The organism is uncultured Microbacterium sp. (assembly GCF_947488465.1).
GTDB lineage: Bacteria > Actinomycetota > Actinomycetes > Actinomycetales > Microbacteriaceae > Microbacterium.
In genome coordinates this window covers 310,252-325,944 of sequence record NZ_CANKZA010000004.1, presented here as the reverse complement: position 1 = coordinate 325,944, position 15,693 = coordinate 310,252, and the positions used below count along the sequence as shown (strand labels likewise).

Genomic DNA, 15,693 nt, shown 5'->3' with positions numbered 1-15,693 from the left:
GCATCCGCTACTTCTTGCCGCCCAAGAGGCCCCCGAGCAGGCCACCGATGTCGAAGCCGCCGCCGGTCTGCTGACCGCCGCCACCCAGGAGACCGCCGATCAGGTCGCCGATGCCGCCGCCTGAGCCCGCCGAGGCCGCGCCGCCGGACTGGTTCTTGGCCAGCATGCCCATCACGACCGGCGCGAGCATGGGGAGGAGTTTGCCGAAGTCGATGCCCGCGGTCTGCGGCGCCTCGGTGAGGCTCTGCGCGACCTGTTGCTCCCGGCCGCCGAAGACGTGGCCGAGGATCTTCTCGCCGTCGGCGGTGTCCAGGGCATCCACATCGACCGCGTCGCCGACACCGGCGTGCTTGCCGAGCGCGGCTTCGATCGCCGACGCACCCTCGGGCGTCTCGGCGTTCTTCTGCAGGCCGCTGAGAATCGCGCCGCCGCCCTGCTCGACCGCGGCGGCGGCCGTTCCCGGGTCGACCCCGAGCTTCGCGGCGATCTGATCGATCGGCAGCATTTTGAGAATGTCATCCAGTCCAGCCACGCCAGGCTCCCTACGTTGTCCCCGCGGGCGTCCTGCCCGATTGCGCGACAGTCTAGGGGTGATGTGGGAGCGGTGTCACCCTGCGATGCTCGCTCGCCGGACGGGCGCAGTAGGCTCGATCCATGCGCGCGGCCGACATCGCTGACCAGCTGTCCACGGTTCTGGTGACCGAGGAACAGATCCACGAGAAGCTCGAAGAGCTCGCGACACGAGTGACCGCCGACTACGACGGCAGCGAGCTGTTGCTCGTCGGCGTGCTCAAGGGTGCCGTGATGGTGATGGCAGACTTCGCGCGCCGACTCCCGCGTCACATCTCGATGGACTGGATGGCCGTTTCCTCCTACGGCGCCGGGACGAAATCGAGCGGCGTCGTGCAGATCCGCAAAGACCTCGACACTGACCTGACCGGCAAGCACGTGCTGATCGTCGAGGACATCATCGACTCCGGCCTCACCCTCAGCTGGCTGCTGGAGAACTTCGCCTCGCGGGGGGCGGAGTCCGTCGAGGTGCTGGCGCTGCTGCGCAAGCCGGATGCCGCCAAGGTCGAGATCGACTGCCGTTATGTCGGCTTCGATATCCCCAATGACTTCGTCGTCGGCTACGGCCTGGACTACGCCGAGAAGTATCGCAACCTCCGCGACGTCGCGGTGCTTGCGCCGCACGTCTACAGCTGACGGGCGGCTTCCCGGCATCCACCCGTCACGATCACTGCAGATTGTCCACATCTCCGCACCGATCGGCCGGTTGGGCTGCGCAGTTCGCGACATTCTGCGGAGACAGTCATGACACCGGTGGGGGATGCCGTGCACGGCATCCGCTCGGGTTCGCCCTGCGCGAATGCACAGTCCCCGCATAGGCCCGCCGATGTAGCCTGAGCGGACCATGGATTTCAAGAAGCTCGCGCGCAATCCGTTCATCTACGTGTTGCTCATCGGCGCCCTTTTGCTCATCGGCATGTCGCTGATCTCGACCCTCACGGGTGCGAAGCAGATCACGACGCAGCAGGGCCTCGAGCTCTTGTCGGGCGACACCGTCACGGAGGTCACCAACACCGACGGTGACCAGCGCGTCGACCTGACGCTGTCGAGCGAGTTCGAAGGCTCGTCGAACGTGCAGTTCTACTACGTGAGCGCGCGCTCCGACGAGGTCGTCGCGGCGATCGATGCCGCCAATCCGGCGGACGGTTTCGACGACGTCGTGCCGCGCACGACCTTCTTCGAGAGCATGCTGTCGCTCCTGTTGCCGCTGCTCCTGCTCGGCGTGCTCTTCTGGTTCTTCTTCTCCGCCGCTCAAGGCGGCAACAGCAAGGTCATGCAGTTCGGCAAGTCGCGGGCCAAGCTCGTGACCAAGGAGACTCCCACCGTCACGTTCGCCGATGTCGCCGGCGCCGACGAGGCGATCGAGGAGATGCAGGAGATCAAGGACTTCCTGAAGGACCCGGCGAAGTTCCAGGCGGTCGGTGCCCGCATTCCGAAGGGCGTGCTGCTGTACGGCCCTCCCGGAACGGGAAAGACCCTGCTCGCGCGCGCCGTCGCGGGCGAGGCGGGCGTGCCGTTCTACTCGATCTCAGGCTCCGACTTCGTCGAGATGTTCGTCGGGGTCGGTGCAAGCCGCGTGCGCGACCTCTTCACGCAGGCCAAGGAGAACGCCCCGGCGATCATCTTCATCGATGAGATCGACGCGGTCGGCCGTCACCGCGGCGCGGGTATGGGCGGTGGCCACGACGAACGTGAGCAGACCCTCAACCAGATGCTCGTGGAGATGGACGGGTTCGATCCGAAGGCATCCGTCCTCGTGATCGCGGCGACGAACCGCCCCGACATCCTCGACCCCGCACTCCTGCGTCCCGGCCGGTTCGACCGGCAGATCGGTGTCGACGCGCCCGACCTCAAGGGACGCCAGCGGATCCTCGAAGTCCATGGGCGCGGCAAGCCCCTCGCGAGCTCGGTGGACCTCTCGGTCGTCGCGCGAAAGACCCCGGGCTTCACCGGTGCCGACCTCGCGAACGTCCTCAATGAAGCCGCGCTCCTCACCGCGCGGAGCAATGCGCAGCTGATCGACATGCGCGCCCTCGACGAGGCGATCGACCGAGTCATCGCCGGTCCGCAGCGCCGCACGCGCGTCATGCGCGACAAGGAGAAGCTCATCACGGCGTACCACGAGGGTGGGCACGCGCTCGCCGCCGCGGCGATGAACAACACCGATCCGGTGACCAAGGTCACCATCCTCCCGCGCGGCAAGGCCCTCGGCTACACGATGGTGTTGCCGCTCGACGACAAGTACTCCATCACCCGCAACGAGCTGCAAGATCAGCTCACCTACGCGATGGGCGGCCGCGTCGCGGAGGAGATCGTCTTCCACGATCCGACGACCGGCGCGAGCAACGACATCGAGAAGGCCACGGGGATCGCCCGCAAGATGGTCACCGAGTACGGCATGACGATGGATGTCGGGCCCGTCAAGCTCGGCTCCTCGTCGGGCGAGGTCTTCATGGGCCGCGACATGGGCCACGGCCGTGACTTCAGCGAGCGCATCGCCGAACGGGTCGACGCCGAGGTGCGTTCGCTCATCGAGCAGGCGCACAACGAAGCGTACGAAGTCATCAACGCCAACCGGGACGTGCTCGACAAGCTGGCCCTGGAGCTCCTCGAGAAGGAGACGCTCGACCACATCGAGCTCGCGGAGATCTTCAAGGACGTCAAGAAGCTCCCGCCGCGCCCGCAATGGTTGTCGTCGTCCGAGCGTCCCGTATCGACGCTCCCGCCGGTCGACGTGCCGCGCCGTCAGGATGCCGGACTCGCCGCGTCGACGTCGTACGAGGCGGCGCCGGCCGCCGAGAAGGCGCCGGCACATCACGCGACCGGGCAGGCGCGACCCGCGACCGCCTAGGCTTCGTCACGTGGCCGTCGATCGAGACCGCGTCGCTGCAGCCGTGCGCGACATCCTCGCCGCGATCGGGGAAGATCCCGACCGCCCGGGGCTGAAGGCGACCCCGCAGCGCGTCGCCGACACGTACGCTGAGTTCTTCGCCGGGGTGGGGGAGGATGCCGCGGCTCCGCTCGCGCACACCATCTCCGTCTCGCGGGGCCCGGCCCCCGACACGCTCCCCTCGGGCGCGGTTCTCCTGCGCGGCGTGCGCTTCCGCTCGGTCTGCGAGCATCACCTCCTGCCGTTCACCGGACACGCGCATGTCGCCTACCTGCCCGGGGAACAGGTTGTGGGGCTTGGCGCGCTGCCGAAGGTCATCGACACGCTCTCCGCTCGCCCACAGGTGCAGGAGCGTCTCGGCGAGCAGATCGCCGACACGATCGACGCCTCGCTCGACGCGCGCGGTGTGCTGGTCGTCCTCGACGCGGTGCACCAGTGCGTCACGACGCGCGGTGGCCGGCAAAGCGAAGCATCCACCCTCACGATCGCCGCGCGCGGCGAACTGGCCGACCCTGCGGCGCGCGCCGAGATCATTGCGCTCCTGACCGGATCGACGCCCTGATGACCCTCGTGATGGGGATCCTGAATGTGACCCCGGACTCGTTCAGCGACGGCGGACAGTTCCTCGGTCTCGACGAGGCGATCGCGCACGCGCGTGCGCTCGCCGCGGCCGGTGCGGACATCGTCGACGTCGGCGGCGAGTCGACGCGGCCGGGCGCGACGCGGGTGACCCCCGAGATCGAGCAGGAGCGGGTGCTCGACCTCATCCGCGCCGTCGCGGCGCCGTCAGCACCTCGTGTCAGCATCGACACCATGAACGCGAGCACGGCGCTCGCTGCCGTCGCCGCCGGCGCGCGGATCGTCAACGATGTCTCGGGCGGGCTCGCCGACCCCGACATGCTGCGCGCCGTCGCGACGACGGACGCCGACATCGTCGTGCAGCACTGGCGCGGCCACTCGGCCGATATGTACGCCCGGGCCCGGTACGACGACATCGTCGGTGAGGTCATCGGCGAACTCGGTGTGCGCGCGCAGGCGGCGATGGATGCCGGCATCGCCCGCGAACGGATCATCCTCGATCCGGGGTTCGGGTTCGGCAAAGAACCGGCCGACAATTGGCGGCTGGCCCGGGAGCTTGCGCGGCTCACCGTACAGGGGCATCGTGTGCTCGTCGGCACGAGTCGCAAGCGGATGATCGCCGAGGTCGCCGGCTCGCGGGAGAAAGACAAAGACCTCGCGACGGCGGTCACGAGCGTCCTGGCCGCACAGGCCGGAGCGTGGGCCGTGCGCGTGCACGACGTCGCAAGCACCCGACTCGCACTGCGCACCTGGCGCACGTGGGCCGGATCAGGAGAGGGATCATGACCGACCGCATCACGCTCACCGGCATCCGGGCGACCGGATATCACGGCGTCTACGACCATGAACGTCGGGACGGACAGACCTTCGTCGCCGACGTCGTGCTCGAGCTCTCGCTCCGCGACGCAGCGGCATCCGACGACGTCGCCGACACGATCCACTACGGCGACCTGGCCGAGCAGGTCGCGGCCGTGCTCGCGGGGGAGCCGGTGAACCTCCTCGAGACGCTGGCCGAACGCATCGCCGGGGTGGCGCTCGGTTATGGACGGGTGGATGCCGTCGAGGCAACGATCCACAAGCCGCAGGCGCCGATCACGGTCGCTTTCGGCGATGTCAGTGTGACGGTTCGCCGAGAGCGGGACAGTCGATGAACCGCCGCCTCGCCCAGGGGTTCAGCGGCGACGAACCGACCGAGGCTGCTTCGGACGTCGTGGCCGTGATCGCGATCGGCGCGAACCTCGGCGACCGGCAGGCGACCATCGCGGAGGCGCTGAAGGACCTCGCACGCCTCCCGCTGACGACGAATGTGCTCGCGGCCGAGCCGATCGAAACCGTCGCCGTGACCCCCACCGGTCCCGACGCCGACGCCCCGGCTTACCTCAACACCGTCGTGCTGCTGACGACCCGCCTCGCCCCGAGTGTGTTGCTGACGTATCTTCAGGCCATCGAAGCGCGCCACGGGCGCGAACGCACCGTGCACTGGGGCGACCGCACGCTCGACCTCGATCTCATCGCGCACGGCGATGTGCGCACCCGCTCGCCACGGTTGACGTTGCCGCATCCGCGCGCGGCCGAGCGCGAGTTCGTTCTCGAGCCGTGGTCGCGCATCGATCCGGAGGCTGTCCTGCCCGGTCACGGTGCGATCGTCGACCTGCTGGCCCGCCTCGGCGAGGACCGGTCGTGAAGCGCACCGGAACGGCCGTCCTGCTCGGCGCCGGAATCCTCGGTGTGGTGCTCGGGTTCGGCGTCGACCAACTGCTGACGGCGACGGGCCGGCCCACATTCACGCCGTCGATCCTGCTCCCGATCCTGTTGATCATGCTCGCCGCGGCGACGGTGCTGATGGCACTTCCGATTCGCCGCGCGATCACCGGTGCGAGCACGACACCGGTCGACCCGTTCCGGTCGCTGCGGGTGGCGATGTTGGCGAAAGCGTCGGCGATCGTCGGGTCCGTCGTGGCCGGAGTCGGGCTCGGGCTTCTCGCTTTTTTGTTCACCCGCCCCGTCTCGCCCTCGTTAGGCTCGTCCGGAGCGGTGCTCGCCGCGATCGTCGGAGGCATCGTCCTCCTGATCGCCGGTGTGATCGCCGAACGCCTCTGCACGATCCGGAAGGAAGACGATGACGACCAGCCCGGACCAGCCGACCCCGGCTTCGGATACACCCACCACGATTGAGCCCGAACCTCGTCCGCATGCCGACCCTGATTCGGGCGTCGATCCGGTGTTGGATGCCGGAACCTACGACGGCATCGTCGAACCGCGCAGCCCCCACCGGCTGCCGCTCGACGGCACGTGGCATCAGATTTCGCGCAAATACGTCACGGTGCAGCTGATCTCCACGGGCGTGTTCCTGGCGCTCGTCCTCGCGGTCGCGTTGGTGTTCTCCCTCGTGTGGCACCAGGTCTGGATCTGGATTCCGGCCGGCATCACCCTGGCGATCACGCTCTGGACGCTCGCGATCCTGCCGCGGCAGGCGCGGGCCTATGGTTACCGGCTGCGCGACGATGACCTCGTGTTCCGCCGCGGCATCCTCTGGCAACGCATCGTCGCGGTGCCCTACGGGCGCATGCAGCTCGTCGACATCACGCACGGGCCACTCGATCGCGGCTTCGGGATCGCCCAGCTGAAGCTCGTGACGGCAGCGGCGACCACCGCCGTCACGATCCCGGGGCTCGACCAGGCCGCGGCCGAGGTGCTGCGTGACACGCTCATCGCGGTGGCCGAGACCCGGCGGACCGGGCTGTGACCGACCCGTCGACCAGTCCAGTCACCGGCGCGCCGACGGGACCGCTCCCCCCGCCGTCCGCCGCGGTCCGCTCCGGACTGAGTGACGGCGAGTGGCATCGGCTGCATCCGCTCACCCCGCTCTTGCGGGGTGGGCTCTTTCTCCTGGTCATCCTCGGCATCGTGGTGACCAATCTCCGGGACCGTCTCATCGACCTCTTCCTGCCGGGCGACGTCGACGTCGATCTCAGCGGGCCCGAGGGTGACGCGATCGACTACATCATCGAGAACGAACTCATCTTCATCGCATTGCTCGCGGTGCTGGGAGTCCTCCTCGTCGTGATCGCGGTGCTCTACATCTCGTGGCGCGCCCACACCTTCCGCATCACCGGTGACGACGTCGAAGTGCGCTCCGGCGTGCTCTTCCGCACCCACCGGCGCGCGCCGCTCGATCGCGTGCAGGGCGTGAACCTGACCCGGCCGATGATCGCACGCCTCCTCGGCATGGCCAAGCTCGAGGTCGTCGGCGCCGGGCTCGACGCGAACGTCAAGCTCGACTATCTGTCCACGCCGAACGCCGAAGAGGTGCGCGCCGACATCCTGCGCCTTGCGTCGGGCCGTCAGCTCGACGCCGTCCGAAGTGCCGAAGCGCGGGGGTCGCGCACGGCCGCGGCGGCCGCCGCCGTCGAAGCCGGCGTCACAGGTCTCATCCTCGGCGCCGAGGGCCCGGTGCCCGAGCCCGAATCGGTCGTCCACATCCCGACCGGGCGCGTCATCGCCTCGCACCTGATCTCCGATTCGACGATCTGGCTGCTCCTCCTCATCGGCGGGCTCATCGCGGGGTCGATCTTCGGAACACCCTGGGTGCTCTTCACGATCATCCCGATGCTGATCGCCTTCGGGGCCTACTGGTTCCGTTCGATCACGCGCGCGCTGCGCTATGCGGTGGCACCGACCCCGTCGGGCATGCGGATCACGTTCGGTCTGTTCACGACGATCACCGAGACGCTGCCGCCGGGGCGCATCCACGCGATCGAGGTGCGTCAGCCGCTGTTGTGGCGCCCCGCCAACTGGTGGTCGATCCGGGTCAACCGGCTCTCCGGTCGCGCGGCGACCGACACGTCGAGCCAGCAGTTCGCCGACGTGCTCCCGGTCGGAACCCTCGTCGACGTCGATCGTGTGCTGCGGTTGATGCTCCCCGACGTGCCCGCGCAGGAGTGGTCCACGGCGGTGCCGACCGGCATCCTGGGCGGAACGAAAGTGCCGATGGACGCGGATTTCTACACCACGACGCCGCGACGCGCGCGCTGGATGCGGATCTTCTCGTGGCGGCGTAATGGCTTCCTCCTGACGGACGATGCCCTGTACCTACGCCGCGGATTCCTGCGCCGGACGCTTGTGATTCTCCCGCTCGCCCGGCTGCAATCGGTGCGGATCGCTCAAGGCCCGCTCGCGCGGCTCGCGCACACGGCGGCGGTGACCGGGCACACGGTGCTCGGGCAGGTGTCCGGATACCTCGGGGCAGTGGATGCCGGGGACGCCTACGAGCTGTGGTCGCACGTCGCGGCCGGTTCCGTCCGGGCCGCCGCGCAGGACCACTCGCACCGGTGGGATGCCGAGGCCGAGGAGGCGACGGCGGTCGCTCCCGTCGAGGAGCCGGTACCGGTTGCGGTGGTGGCGCCCGAAACTGTGGTGGCGCCGGAGGAGCGACCGTGAGCCGCGCCGGGCGACTGGGCGTCGGGGTCATCGGCGCGGGCCGGGTCGGACCCGTCTTGGCTGCCGCCTTCGCCGGCGTGGGCCATGCGCTGATCGGCATCACGGCGGGGTCGGACCCCGAGCGCGTCGAGGCGATCCTCCCGGACGTGCCCGTGCTTCCTGCCGATGAGATCGTGCGGCGGAGCGAACTGGTGATCCTCGCGGTGCCCCACGACGACCTTCCCGCCATCGTCGCGGGCATCGCCGAACTCGGCGGCTGGCAGACCGGTCAGCTGGTCATGCACGTCGATCCGGCGTACGGGACGGACGTCCTCGCGCCGGCCGCCCAGCGCGGTGCGATCCCGCTGGCCGTGCATCCGGCGATCAGTTTCACCGGGACGTCGATCGACCTGCGCCAGCTCCACGACGCTTTCGCCGCCGTCACCGCGCCGCCCGCCGTGCTCCCGATCGCGCAGGCCCTGGCCGTCGAACTCGGCTGCGAACCCGTCGTGATCGCCGAGGCCGACCGTCCTGCCTACGGGGAGGCGATCGGCATCGCGACCGATTTTGCGGCATCCCTCGTGCGGCAGTCGGCGACCCTTCTGCGCCACGTCGGCGTCGACGAGCCGGGGCGCTACCTGGCCGCGGTCCTGCACTCCACGATCGAGCGCGCGCTGACCGCCGCCGACGACTGACCGCCGCGAGAGCGGCCGGGAGGGGCGCCGGTAAGATGGGAGGGACTTCGAGGAGCCCGTACATGACGGACAACACCCCCGCCGCTGAGATCGATCCCGCCTCCGATGAGGACGTGTTCGAGCAGAAAGCCGTACGTCTCGCCAAGCGCGAGCGTCTGCTCGCCGACCGCACCGATGCCGCCGGCGGACCGTACCCGGTCGCGGTTCCGACGACCGACACGATCCCCGCTCTCCGCGCGCGGTTCGCCGACCTGGCCGCCGGCGACGAGACCGGGGTCACGGCATCCGTCGCCGGACGCGTCGTCTTCAGTCGCAACACCGGCAAGCTCTGCTTCGCCTCGTTGCAGTCGGGCGACGGCAGCCGCATCCAGGCGATGGTGTCGCTCGCCGAGGTCGGCGACGAATCGCTCCAGGCCTGGAAAGAGATCGTCGACCTGGGTGACCACGTCTCCGTGACGGGGCAGGTCATCTCCAGCCGCCGCGGCGAACTGTCGATCATGGTGACCGACTGGCAGATCGCCGCGAAGGCGCTGCTGCCGTTGCCGAACCTGCACAGCGAACTCAGCGAAGAGAGCCGCGTACGCTCGCGTTTCCTCGATCTGATCGTGCGCGATCAGGCGCGGGAGACGGTGATCGCCCGTGCGAAGGTCAACGCGTCGCTGCGCGCGACGTTCACGGCGCACGAGTTCATCGAGGTCGAGACCCCGATGCTGCAGGTCCAGCACGGCGGTGCGGCTGCGCGCCCGTTCGTCACGAACTCGAATGCGTTCGACGCCGAGCTCTACCTGCGCATCGCTCCCGAGCTCTTCCTCAAGCGCGCCGTCGTCGGCGGCATCGACCGGGTGTTTGAGATCAACCGCAACTTCCGCAACGAGGGCGCCGACTCCACCCACAGCCCCGAGTTCGCCATGCTCGAGGCCTACCAGGCCTACTCCGACTACCACGGCATCGCCGACCTCACACAGGAACTGATCCAGAAGGCCGCGATCGCGGTCGCCGGGTCGACCACCGTCACGTGGGCAGACGGGACCGAGTACGACCTCGGTGGTCAGTGGGACCGCATCTCGATGTACGCGTCGCTGTCGGATGCCGCTGGCCGCTCCATCACGCCGGAGACCGCACTCGCCGACCTCCAGGCCCTCGCCGCCGAGGTAGGCGTGGAAGTCCCCGAGAAGGTCGCGACGCACGGGAAGCTCGTCGAAGAGCTCTGGGAGCACTTCGTCAAGGGCGACCTCTCGCGCCCGACTTTCGTCATGGACTTCCCGCTCGACACGAGCCCGCTCGTGCGCGAGCATCGGACGATCCCGGGTGTCGTGGAGAAGTGGGACCTGTACGTGCGCGGGTTCGAGCTGGCCACCGGCTACTCGGAACTCGTCGACCCGGTCATCCAGCGCGAGCGTTTCGTCGAACAGGCAAAGCTCGCCGCGCGCGGCGACGACGAGGCGATGCGCGTGGATGAGGAGTTCCTGCGCGCGCTCGAGCACGGCATGCCGCCGACCGGGGGCATGGGAATGGGCATCGACCGTCTGATGATGGCGATCACCGGCCTCGGCATTCGCGAGACGATCCTCTTCCCGCTCGTCAAGTAGCCGGGCGGAAGGCCCAGTCGGGGATGTGCCCGGCCTGCACGAACGACTGCACGATCTCCGATAGCCCGTGCGTGGGCTCGATCTTCAGCGCTTCGCGCGTGTAGTGGTCGGCGTGCGTCGAGCGCCCTAACGCCCACGACAGCCACGCGCACAGCGCGAGCGGTCCGGGGCGAAGCGGGCGCGGAGCGAGCGCGGCAACCTGGCGCGTGAGATCGAGCGCCGCCTGAAGCCGATCAGTGTCGGGGCGTGGCCCCTCGCCCCACATCCGCTCGGCGAGATCGGCCGGATACGGCGCACCGTCCTCCCACTTCTGTTGGGCGTCGAGCGCGCGGTCGCCGCCCGACAGGTCGCTCGCCCACTGCACGAGCGCCACGTCGCGTAGTGCGGGCCGGGCGAAGCACCAGGCCAGGGCGGCGGCGCGCATCGGGGTGAGGGCTCCGGCATCCCCCCTCAGCGCGTCTTCGAACAGGGTCGGCAGATCATCCAACTGGCACGCGGATTCGAGAGCGGCAGGGTCGACGCGGTCGACGCGCTCGGCGCGTGCCGGGATGCCGCAGATCACCTCCAATGCGGTCTCGAGCGAGCGCAGTGCGCCGCCGACCGCTCGCCGCTCCCCGCCGCTCCGCCGCGGCAGAGTCGCGCCGCTCGACTGGTCACCCTCCGGCACCGGGCCGGGGCCGGAGGCATGCGGGATCAGCTCGTCGAGGGGCCGGCCCTGAGGGGGAAGGCGGCGGTCGAGGTGGGAACCCCAGCCGTCAGCGGCGATCGTGAAGGCATCGACGAGCTTCAGCCCGCACGCATCCGCAGATCGGCCGATGGCTTCCGCCAGATCGCGGTGCGGAAGCGCGCCGGTGATCGCGGCATCCGTGTAGATGACGACCATGGCCGCGTCGGCCGTCGGGATGCGGCAGAGCATGCCCACGGCCGATGACGCCACCGAGTCGCTCAGGTCGTCGGGTGGGAGGTCGAGGCGCATCGCGCCGAGGCTGCGCCCGCGTGCGAGTGGGACGAGCACGACACTGCGCGTCGGGGTGAAGCCGAGCAGGCTCGGCACGAGGGACAGGAACTGGGCCGGCCCGGAGGCGGTGACGATGGTGGACATGTCGACGAGCTTGGGCCGAGCACGGCGGTCGTGGGAGCGCCGGATGCCGATCGGTGAGGAACTTCCGAGGAAGCCCGGTTGGGGAGGAAGCTGTGCGCCGCGCGTACCATGGAGACATGGACTCCTACTGGCTCGCCGTCATCTGGTCGCTGTTGCCGACCGTCGTCGTGCTGGGTCTGTTCATCTTCGTGTTGCGATCGATCCTGCGGATGGACCGCACCGAACGCCGCGTCTACTCCGAGGTCGAAGCGGAGGAGCGCGCCAAGCGTGGCCTGCCCATCGCGACGAGCAAGGATGCCGCGGTCTAACGCCGCCTGCGACGCGCACTCGCTACGCTGAGCGGACCGGCCCTCACGGGCGCGGGATGACAGAGAAGAGTGCGCAGTGGACATCATCGTCGATTGGACGACGACCTGGGCGGTCTGGGTCATCCTCGTGGTTGACATCATCATCCGCGTCACGGCGATCATCGTCATCCCGCGCAATCGTCGTCCGACCGCGGCCATGGCGTGGCTGCTCGCGATCTACTTCATTCCGTTCATCGGAGTCCTCCTTTTCCTGCTGATCGGGAACCCGCGTCTTCCGCGGAAGCGGCGCAAGAAGCAGGAACAGATCAGCGACTACATCCGAGAAACCAGTCGAGGGCTGGACTTCGGGACGCTCCGCCCCGACGCTCCGGCCTGGTTCACCTCGCTCGTCCGCATGAATCGCAATCTCGGCGCCATGCCGATCGCGGGGGACAACGCGGCCCGCATGATCCCCGATTACCAGGGGAGCCTCGATGCGATGGCGGAAGACATCCGTGCCGCCCAGCGTTACGTGCACGTCGAGTTCTACATCCTGCAGGCCGACGATTCGACCGACAACTTCTTCCGCGCGATGGAGGAGGCCGCGGCGCGAGGCGTGGTCGTCCGCGTGTTGCTGGACCACTGGGCGAACCGCAGTAAGCCCAAGTACAAAGACACCAAGCGGCGCCTGAACGCGATGGGCGCGCACTGGCACGTGATGCTCCCCGTGCAACCACTGCGGGGGAAGTACCAGCGGCCCGACCTCCGCAATCACCGCAAGCTCCTCGTCGTCGACGGGCGCGTGGCCTACACGGGATCGCAGAACGTCACCGATTCGACGTACAACCTGCCGAAGAACATCAAGCGGGGTCTCCACTGGGTCGACATGATGGCACGGCTGGAGGGTCCGATCGTCGCGTCGGTCAACGCCGTGTTTTTGTCCGACTGGTACAGCGAGACCGACGAGACCCTCCTGGAAGAGATCGACCTGTTCGACGTCGCACCCGGCCCCGGCGACCTCGATTGCCAGATCATCCCGTCCGGTCCGGGCTTCGAGTTCCAGAACAATCTGAAGCTCTTCATGGCGCTCCTGTTCGCCGCGCAAAAGAAGATCATCATCGTCAGCCCCTACTTCGTCCCCGACGAGGGTCTGCTCCTCGCGATCACGACCGCGTGTCAACGGGGCGTGCACGTCGAGCTCTTCGTCTCGGAAGAGGGTGATCAGGCGATGGTCTACCACGCGCAGCGCAGCTACTACGAGGCGCTCCTGCGGGGAGGGGTGAAGATCTGGATGTACAAGCGGCCCTACATCCTCCACTCCAAGTCGATGTCGATCGACGACGAAGTGGCCGTCATCGGCTCGAGCAACATGGACATGCGCTCGTTCGGTCTGAACCTCGAGATCTCGCTCCTCACCCGTGGAGAGGAGTTCGTGGAGCAACTCCGCGCCGTGGAAGACCAATACCGCTCGCAGAGCCGCGAGCTGACGCTGGAGGAGTGGGAGAAGCAGCCGCTGCGGTCTACGGTGCTCGACAACCTCGCCCGTCTCACATCGGCTCTTCAGTGACTCGTTACTGGGGCGTGACCGATCTTCCGGCACCCTCTCCGTACGCCACGAAAGGATAGTGGCATGACCACTCGACGCACCCTCGCCCTGCTCGCTCTCCTCGGAGCAGGCGCCCTCGCCTTCTCCGGATGCGCGAGTACTCCTGCCGCTCCGGGTGCCTCCGGTGGATCGGACGATTCCTCCACCGAGCTCGAGGTCGACGCCGCGTGGCTCGACGGCGGCCGCATGGTCGCGATCGTGACCCAGGGATCCAGCACGTGCGTGCCCACGGCATCCAGCGTCACTCTGCAGGCCGACGGTTCGGTCGCAGTGACCCTCGAAGACCCCGCCGGTGACACGGCGTGCACGCGCGACCTCGTGCCGCGCGCGACGGGCGTGCAGCTGCCCGAAGGGGTCAACGGCGACCTCGAGCTCGAGCTCGTCGTGACCTACGGCGACCTGCGCGGCGACACCGACCTCGACGCCTACTCGGGTGGCCCGGTCGAAGAGTACGCACCGTCTGCCGGCTGGATCGATGACGGACAGTTCGCTCTTCTGACCTGGGGTTCGTCCTCCTGTGCGCCGATGGTGCAGGACGCGACCGTTGCCGAGGGCAACCAGATCACGGTGACCTTCAGCGCCCCGCCGGCCGACATGGTGTGCACCGCTGACATGGCGCCTCGCGTGACGCTGGTCGCCGTCGACGATGTGGAGGACAACGTCGTCGATCTGACCCTGACCGGTGGCGGTGTCGAGTTCGAAACCCCCGTGCAGCTCGAGATTGTCGGCTGACCCCGATCGATTCAGGAGCGGGCGCCCTACTCGGGTGTCCGCTCCTTTCGCGTGTGGGGCGCGCGCGGGATAGCTCTGAGTGGGAGGTGGCGCAATCTGCCCTCTTCGCGCAGATCAACCCGCAGTTCGCGCCACCTCCTTCGCCGCTACGCCCACGCGGGGGCGCAATCTGCCCCGTCACGGCGCCCTGTGGGGCAGATCGCGACCCCTCGTCGGGCGCAACGGGCGCGGGTCAGTCGGCGCGGACGAGGAGGTCGCCGACCTCGCACTCCAGCACGCGGCAGATCGCAGCCAGAGTCGAGTAGCGGATCGCGCGGGCCCGGTCGTTCTTCAGGATCGACAGGTTCACCACCGACACTCCGACGAGCTCGGAGAGGCGCGCGAGGGTCATGCCGCGATCTGCGAGCAACTCGTCGAGGCGGCAGTGGATGCCGGTGACTTCGTCGTCGGCGGGGCTCACACCAGCCCCTCGGTGTCGCGCTGCAGGCGTGAGCCGTAGCGGAAGATCACGCCGATGCCGGCGACGGCTGTCGCTGCGAGTCCGATGACATCCATCAGACGAGTCCTTCCGTGTCGCGCTCGAGCCGCATGCCCGCGGCGATGACGTACGAGAGCGCGAGCAACCCGAAGCCGGCCACGATCGGGACGATGTCGAACGAGAACCCCACGACCAGGATGCCGCCGAGCTGATCGTTCAGGTCGGATGCCGCCATCATCTGCCCGAGGCCACCAACGCCTTGGGTGAGCAGACTGCCGAATGCCAGTGAGCAGGCCGCGAGCAGGATCGCCGGGCGCACCACCCGGTGGAACGGCTTGCCTCGCAGCAGCCGCTCGACCACCAGCCCACTGCCGATCAGGACGCCGGCGATCGTCAGAGCCTGGAGGAAATCGGCGGACGCAAGCATCCATACGGTGCCGGACGACAGCGCGTCGGACCGCACGGTGACGGTGTCAGCCACCGCGGAGATGACCTCCGTTCCGTGGTCGACCGGGGTTTCGGCGAGGAGCGTCACCGGATACCGCGAGGGGGCGATCACGCGGAACGCGGCCTGGATGAGGCCGCTCGTCGCCCACCAGGCGCCGAAGAAGAACGTCGCCAGGTAGAGAAGGAACGCGAGTGTGCGATCCCAGCGAGACATCAGCGTGTGGTCAGCCACGGCATCCTCCATATCGATAAACGTTGTTATCGAGAAACGATATGGTGCGAATGCTCCTGAGGTCAAG

Annotated in this window: 18 protein-coding genes; 14 read left to right on the top strand and 4 right to left on the bottom strand. The window is 68.4% G+C overall.

Annotated elements, in window-relative coordinates:
• Positions 1-7 precede the first annotated feature (7 nt).
• Positions 8-532 (bottom strand): DUF937 domain-containing protein, encoded by a 525-nt coding sequence (locus tag Q0653_RS11065; RefSeq protein ID WP_298745049.1) that lies wholly within the window; start codon positions 530-532, stop codon positions 8-10.
• Positions 533-654: 122 nt separating this feature from the next.
• Here Q0653_RS11065 and hpt point away from each other — a divergent pair, with 122 nt between their 5' ends.
• The 11 genes from hpt (at position 655) to lysS (ending at position 10,742) form a co-directional block, all read left to right on the top strand.
• Positions 655-1,206: a hypoxanthine phosphoribosyltransferase gene (gene hpt / locus Q0653_RS11060; RefSeq protein ID WP_298944616.1), complete on the top strand. Its 552-nt coding sequence runs from the start codon at positions 655-657 to the stop codon at positions 1,204-1,206.
• Positions 1,207-1,414: 208 nt separating this feature from the next.
• Positions 1,415-3,421, top strand: a complete 2,007-nt coding sequence (gene ftsH / locus Q0653_RS11055; RefSeq protein WP_298745053.1) for an ATP-dependent zinc metalloprotease FtsH — start codon at positions 1,415-1,417, stop codon at positions 3,419-3,421.
• 10 nt (positions 3,422-3,431) lie between these two features.
• Positions 3,432-4,022 carry a GTP cyclohydrolase I gene (folE, locus tag Q0653_RS11050; RefSeq protein WP_298745055.1) on the top strand — a complete coding sequence of 197 codons (591 nt, stop codon included), beginning with the start codon at positions 3,432-3,434 and terminating at the stop codon, positions 4,020-4,022.
• Entirely contained in the window at positions 4,022-4,825 is an 804-nt protein-coding gene (gene folP / locus Q0653_RS11045; protein ID WP_298745057.1) for a dihydropteroate synthase, read from the top strand. The genes folE and folP overlap by 1 nt, the downstream gene beginning before the upstream one ends.
• The gene (gene folB / locus Q0653_RS11040) at positions 4,822-5,190 is read left to right on the top strand and encodes a dihydroneopterin aldolase (protein ID WP_298745059.1); all 369 of its coding nucleotides are present in this window, start codon (positions 4,822-4,824) and stop codon (positions 5,188-5,190) included. The genes folP and folB overlap by 4 nt, the downstream gene beginning before the upstream one ends.
• Positions 5,187-5,723 (top strand): 2-amino-4-hydroxy-6-hydroxymethyldihydropteridine diphosphokinase, encoded by a 537-nt coding sequence (gene folK, locus Q0653_RS11035; RefSeq protein WP_298944615.1) that lies wholly within the window; start codon positions 5,187-5,189, stop codon positions 5,721-5,723. The genes folB and folK overlap by 4 nt, the downstream gene beginning before the upstream one ends.
• Positions 5,720-6,214 (top strand): DUF3180 domain-containing protein, encoded by a 495-nt coding sequence (locus Q0653_RS11030; protein WP_298944614.1) that lies wholly within the window; start codon positions 5,720-5,722, stop codon positions 6,212-6,214. The genes folK and Q0653_RS11030 overlap by 4 nt, the downstream gene beginning before the upstream one ends.
• Positions 6,159-6,785, top strand: coding sequence for a PH domain-containing protein (locus tag Q0653_RS11025; RefSeq protein ID WP_298745065.1), 627 nt, complete (start codon positions 6,159-6,161; stop codon positions 6,783-6,785). The genes Q0653_RS11030 and Q0653_RS11025 overlap by 56 nt, the downstream gene beginning before the upstream one ends.
• Entirely contained in the window at positions 6,782-8,479 is a 1,698-nt protein-coding gene (locus Q0653_RS11020) for a PH domain-containing protein (RefSeq protein WP_298745067.1), read from the top strand. The genes Q0653_RS11025 and Q0653_RS11020 overlap by 4 nt, the downstream gene beginning before the upstream one ends.
• Entirely contained in the window at positions 8,476-9,153 is a 678-nt protein-coding gene (locus Q0653_RS11015; protein ID WP_298745069.1) for a Rossmann-like and DUF2520 domain-containing protein, read from the top strand. Before Q0653_RS11020 ends, Q0653_RS11015 begins: the two co-directional genes overlap by 4 nt.
• Before the next feature lie 62 nt (positions 9,154-9,215).
• The gene (gene lysS, locus Q0653_RS11010) at positions 9,216-10,742 is read left to right on the top strand and encodes a lysine--tRNA ligase (protein WP_298944613.1); all 1,527 of its coding nucleotides are present in this window, start codon (positions 9,216-9,218) and stop codon (positions 10,740-10,742) included.
• Here the strand turns inward: lysS and Q0653_RS11005 are convergent.
• Positions 10,735-11,844, bottom strand: coding sequence for a DUF4192 family protein (locus Q0653_RS11005; RefSeq protein ID WP_298745072.1), 1,110 nt, complete (start codon positions 11,842-11,844; stop codon positions 10,735-10,737). The two genes, lysS and Q0653_RS11005, sit on opposite strands and share 8 nt — an antisense overlap.
• 116 nt (positions 11,845-11,960) lie before the next feature.
• On the opposite strand from Q0653_RS11005, the gene Q0653_RS11000 reads away from it, so the two are divergent.
• The 3 genes from Q0653_RS11000 to Q0653_RS10990 all read left to right on the top strand — a co-directional run bounded on the left by Q0653_RS11000 (position 11,961) and on the right by Q0653_RS10990 (position 14,469).
• Entirely contained in the window at positions 11,961-12,152 is a 192-nt protein-coding gene (locus tag Q0653_RS11000) for a hypothetical protein (protein WP_298944612.1), read from the top strand.
• Between the two features lie 82 nt (positions 12,153-12,234).
• On the top strand, positions 12,235-13,698 hold the full coding sequence (cls, locus tag Q0653_RS10995; protein WP_298944650.1) for a cardiolipin synthase: 1,464 nt from the start codon (positions 12,235-12,237) through the stop codon (positions 13,696-13,698).
• A gap of 63 nt (positions 13,699-13,761) precedes the next feature.
• A complete protein-coding gene (locus Q0653_RS10990) occupies positions 13,762-14,469 on the top strand; it encodes a hypothetical protein (RefSeq protein ID WP_298944611.1) in 708 nt (235 codons plus the stop codon).
• Between the two features lie 232 nt (positions 14,470-14,701).
• On the opposite strand, the gene Q0653_RS10985 is transcribed toward Q0653_RS10990, so the two are convergent.
• Both Q0653_RS10985 and Q0653_RS10980 read right to left on the bottom strand, forming a co-directional pair.
• A complete protein-coding gene (locus Q0653_RS10985; protein ID WP_298745078.1) occupies positions 14,702-14,929 on the bottom strand; it encodes a helix-turn-helix domain-containing protein in 228 nt (75 codons plus the stop codon).
• A 94-nt stretch (positions 14,930-15,023) separates the two neighbouring features.
• The gene (locus Q0653_RS10980) at positions 15,024-15,626 is read right to left on the bottom strand and encodes a hypothetical protein (protein ID WP_298944610.1); all 603 of its coding nucleotides are present in this window, start codon (positions 15,624-15,626) and stop codon (positions 15,024-15,026) included.
• Between the last annotated feature and the right edge of the window lie 67 nt (positions 15,627-15,693).

Excerpts from the sequence above, each read along its gene's own strand:
- hpt (WP_298944616.1), top strand. The coding sequence starts at position 655 with ATGCGCGCGGCCGACATCGCTGACCAGCTGTCCACGGTTCTGGTGACC.
- ftsH (WP_298745053.1), top strand. The coding sequence starts at position 1,415 with ATGGATTTCAAGAAGCTCGCGCGCAATCCGTTCATCTACGTGTTGCTC.
- folP (WP_298745057.1), top strand. The coding sequence starts at position 4,022 with ATGACCCTCGTGATGGGGATCCTGAATGTGACCCCGGACTCGTTCAGC.
- folB (WP_298745059.1), top strand. The coding sequence starts at position 4,822 with ATGACCGACCGCATCACGCTCACCGGCATCCGGGCGACCGGATATCAC.
- folK (WP_298944615.1), top strand. The coding sequence starts at position 5,187 with ATGAACCGCCGCCTCGCCCAGGGGTTCAGCGGCGACGAACCGACCGAG.
- Q0653_RS11025 (WP_298745065.1), top strand. The coding sequence starts at position 6,159 with ATGACGACCAGCCCGGACCAGCCGACCCCGGCTTCGGATACACCCACC.
- lysS (WP_298944613.1), top strand. The coding sequence starts at position 9,216 with ATGACGGACAACACCCCCGCCGCTGAGATCGATCCCGCCTCCGATGAG.
- Q0653_RS11005 (WP_298745072.1), bottom strand. The coding sequence starts at position 11,844 with ATGTCCACCATCGTCACCGCCTCCGGGCCGGCCCAGTTCCTGTCCCTC.
- Q0653_RS11000 (WP_298944612.1), top strand. The coding sequence starts at position 11,961 with ATGGACTCCTACTGGCTCGCCGTCATCTGGTCGCTGTTGCCGACCGTC.
- Q0653_RS10990 (WP_298944611.1), top strand. The coding sequence starts at position 13,762 with ATGACCACTCGACGCACCCTCGCCCTGCTCGCTCTCCTCGGAGCAGGC.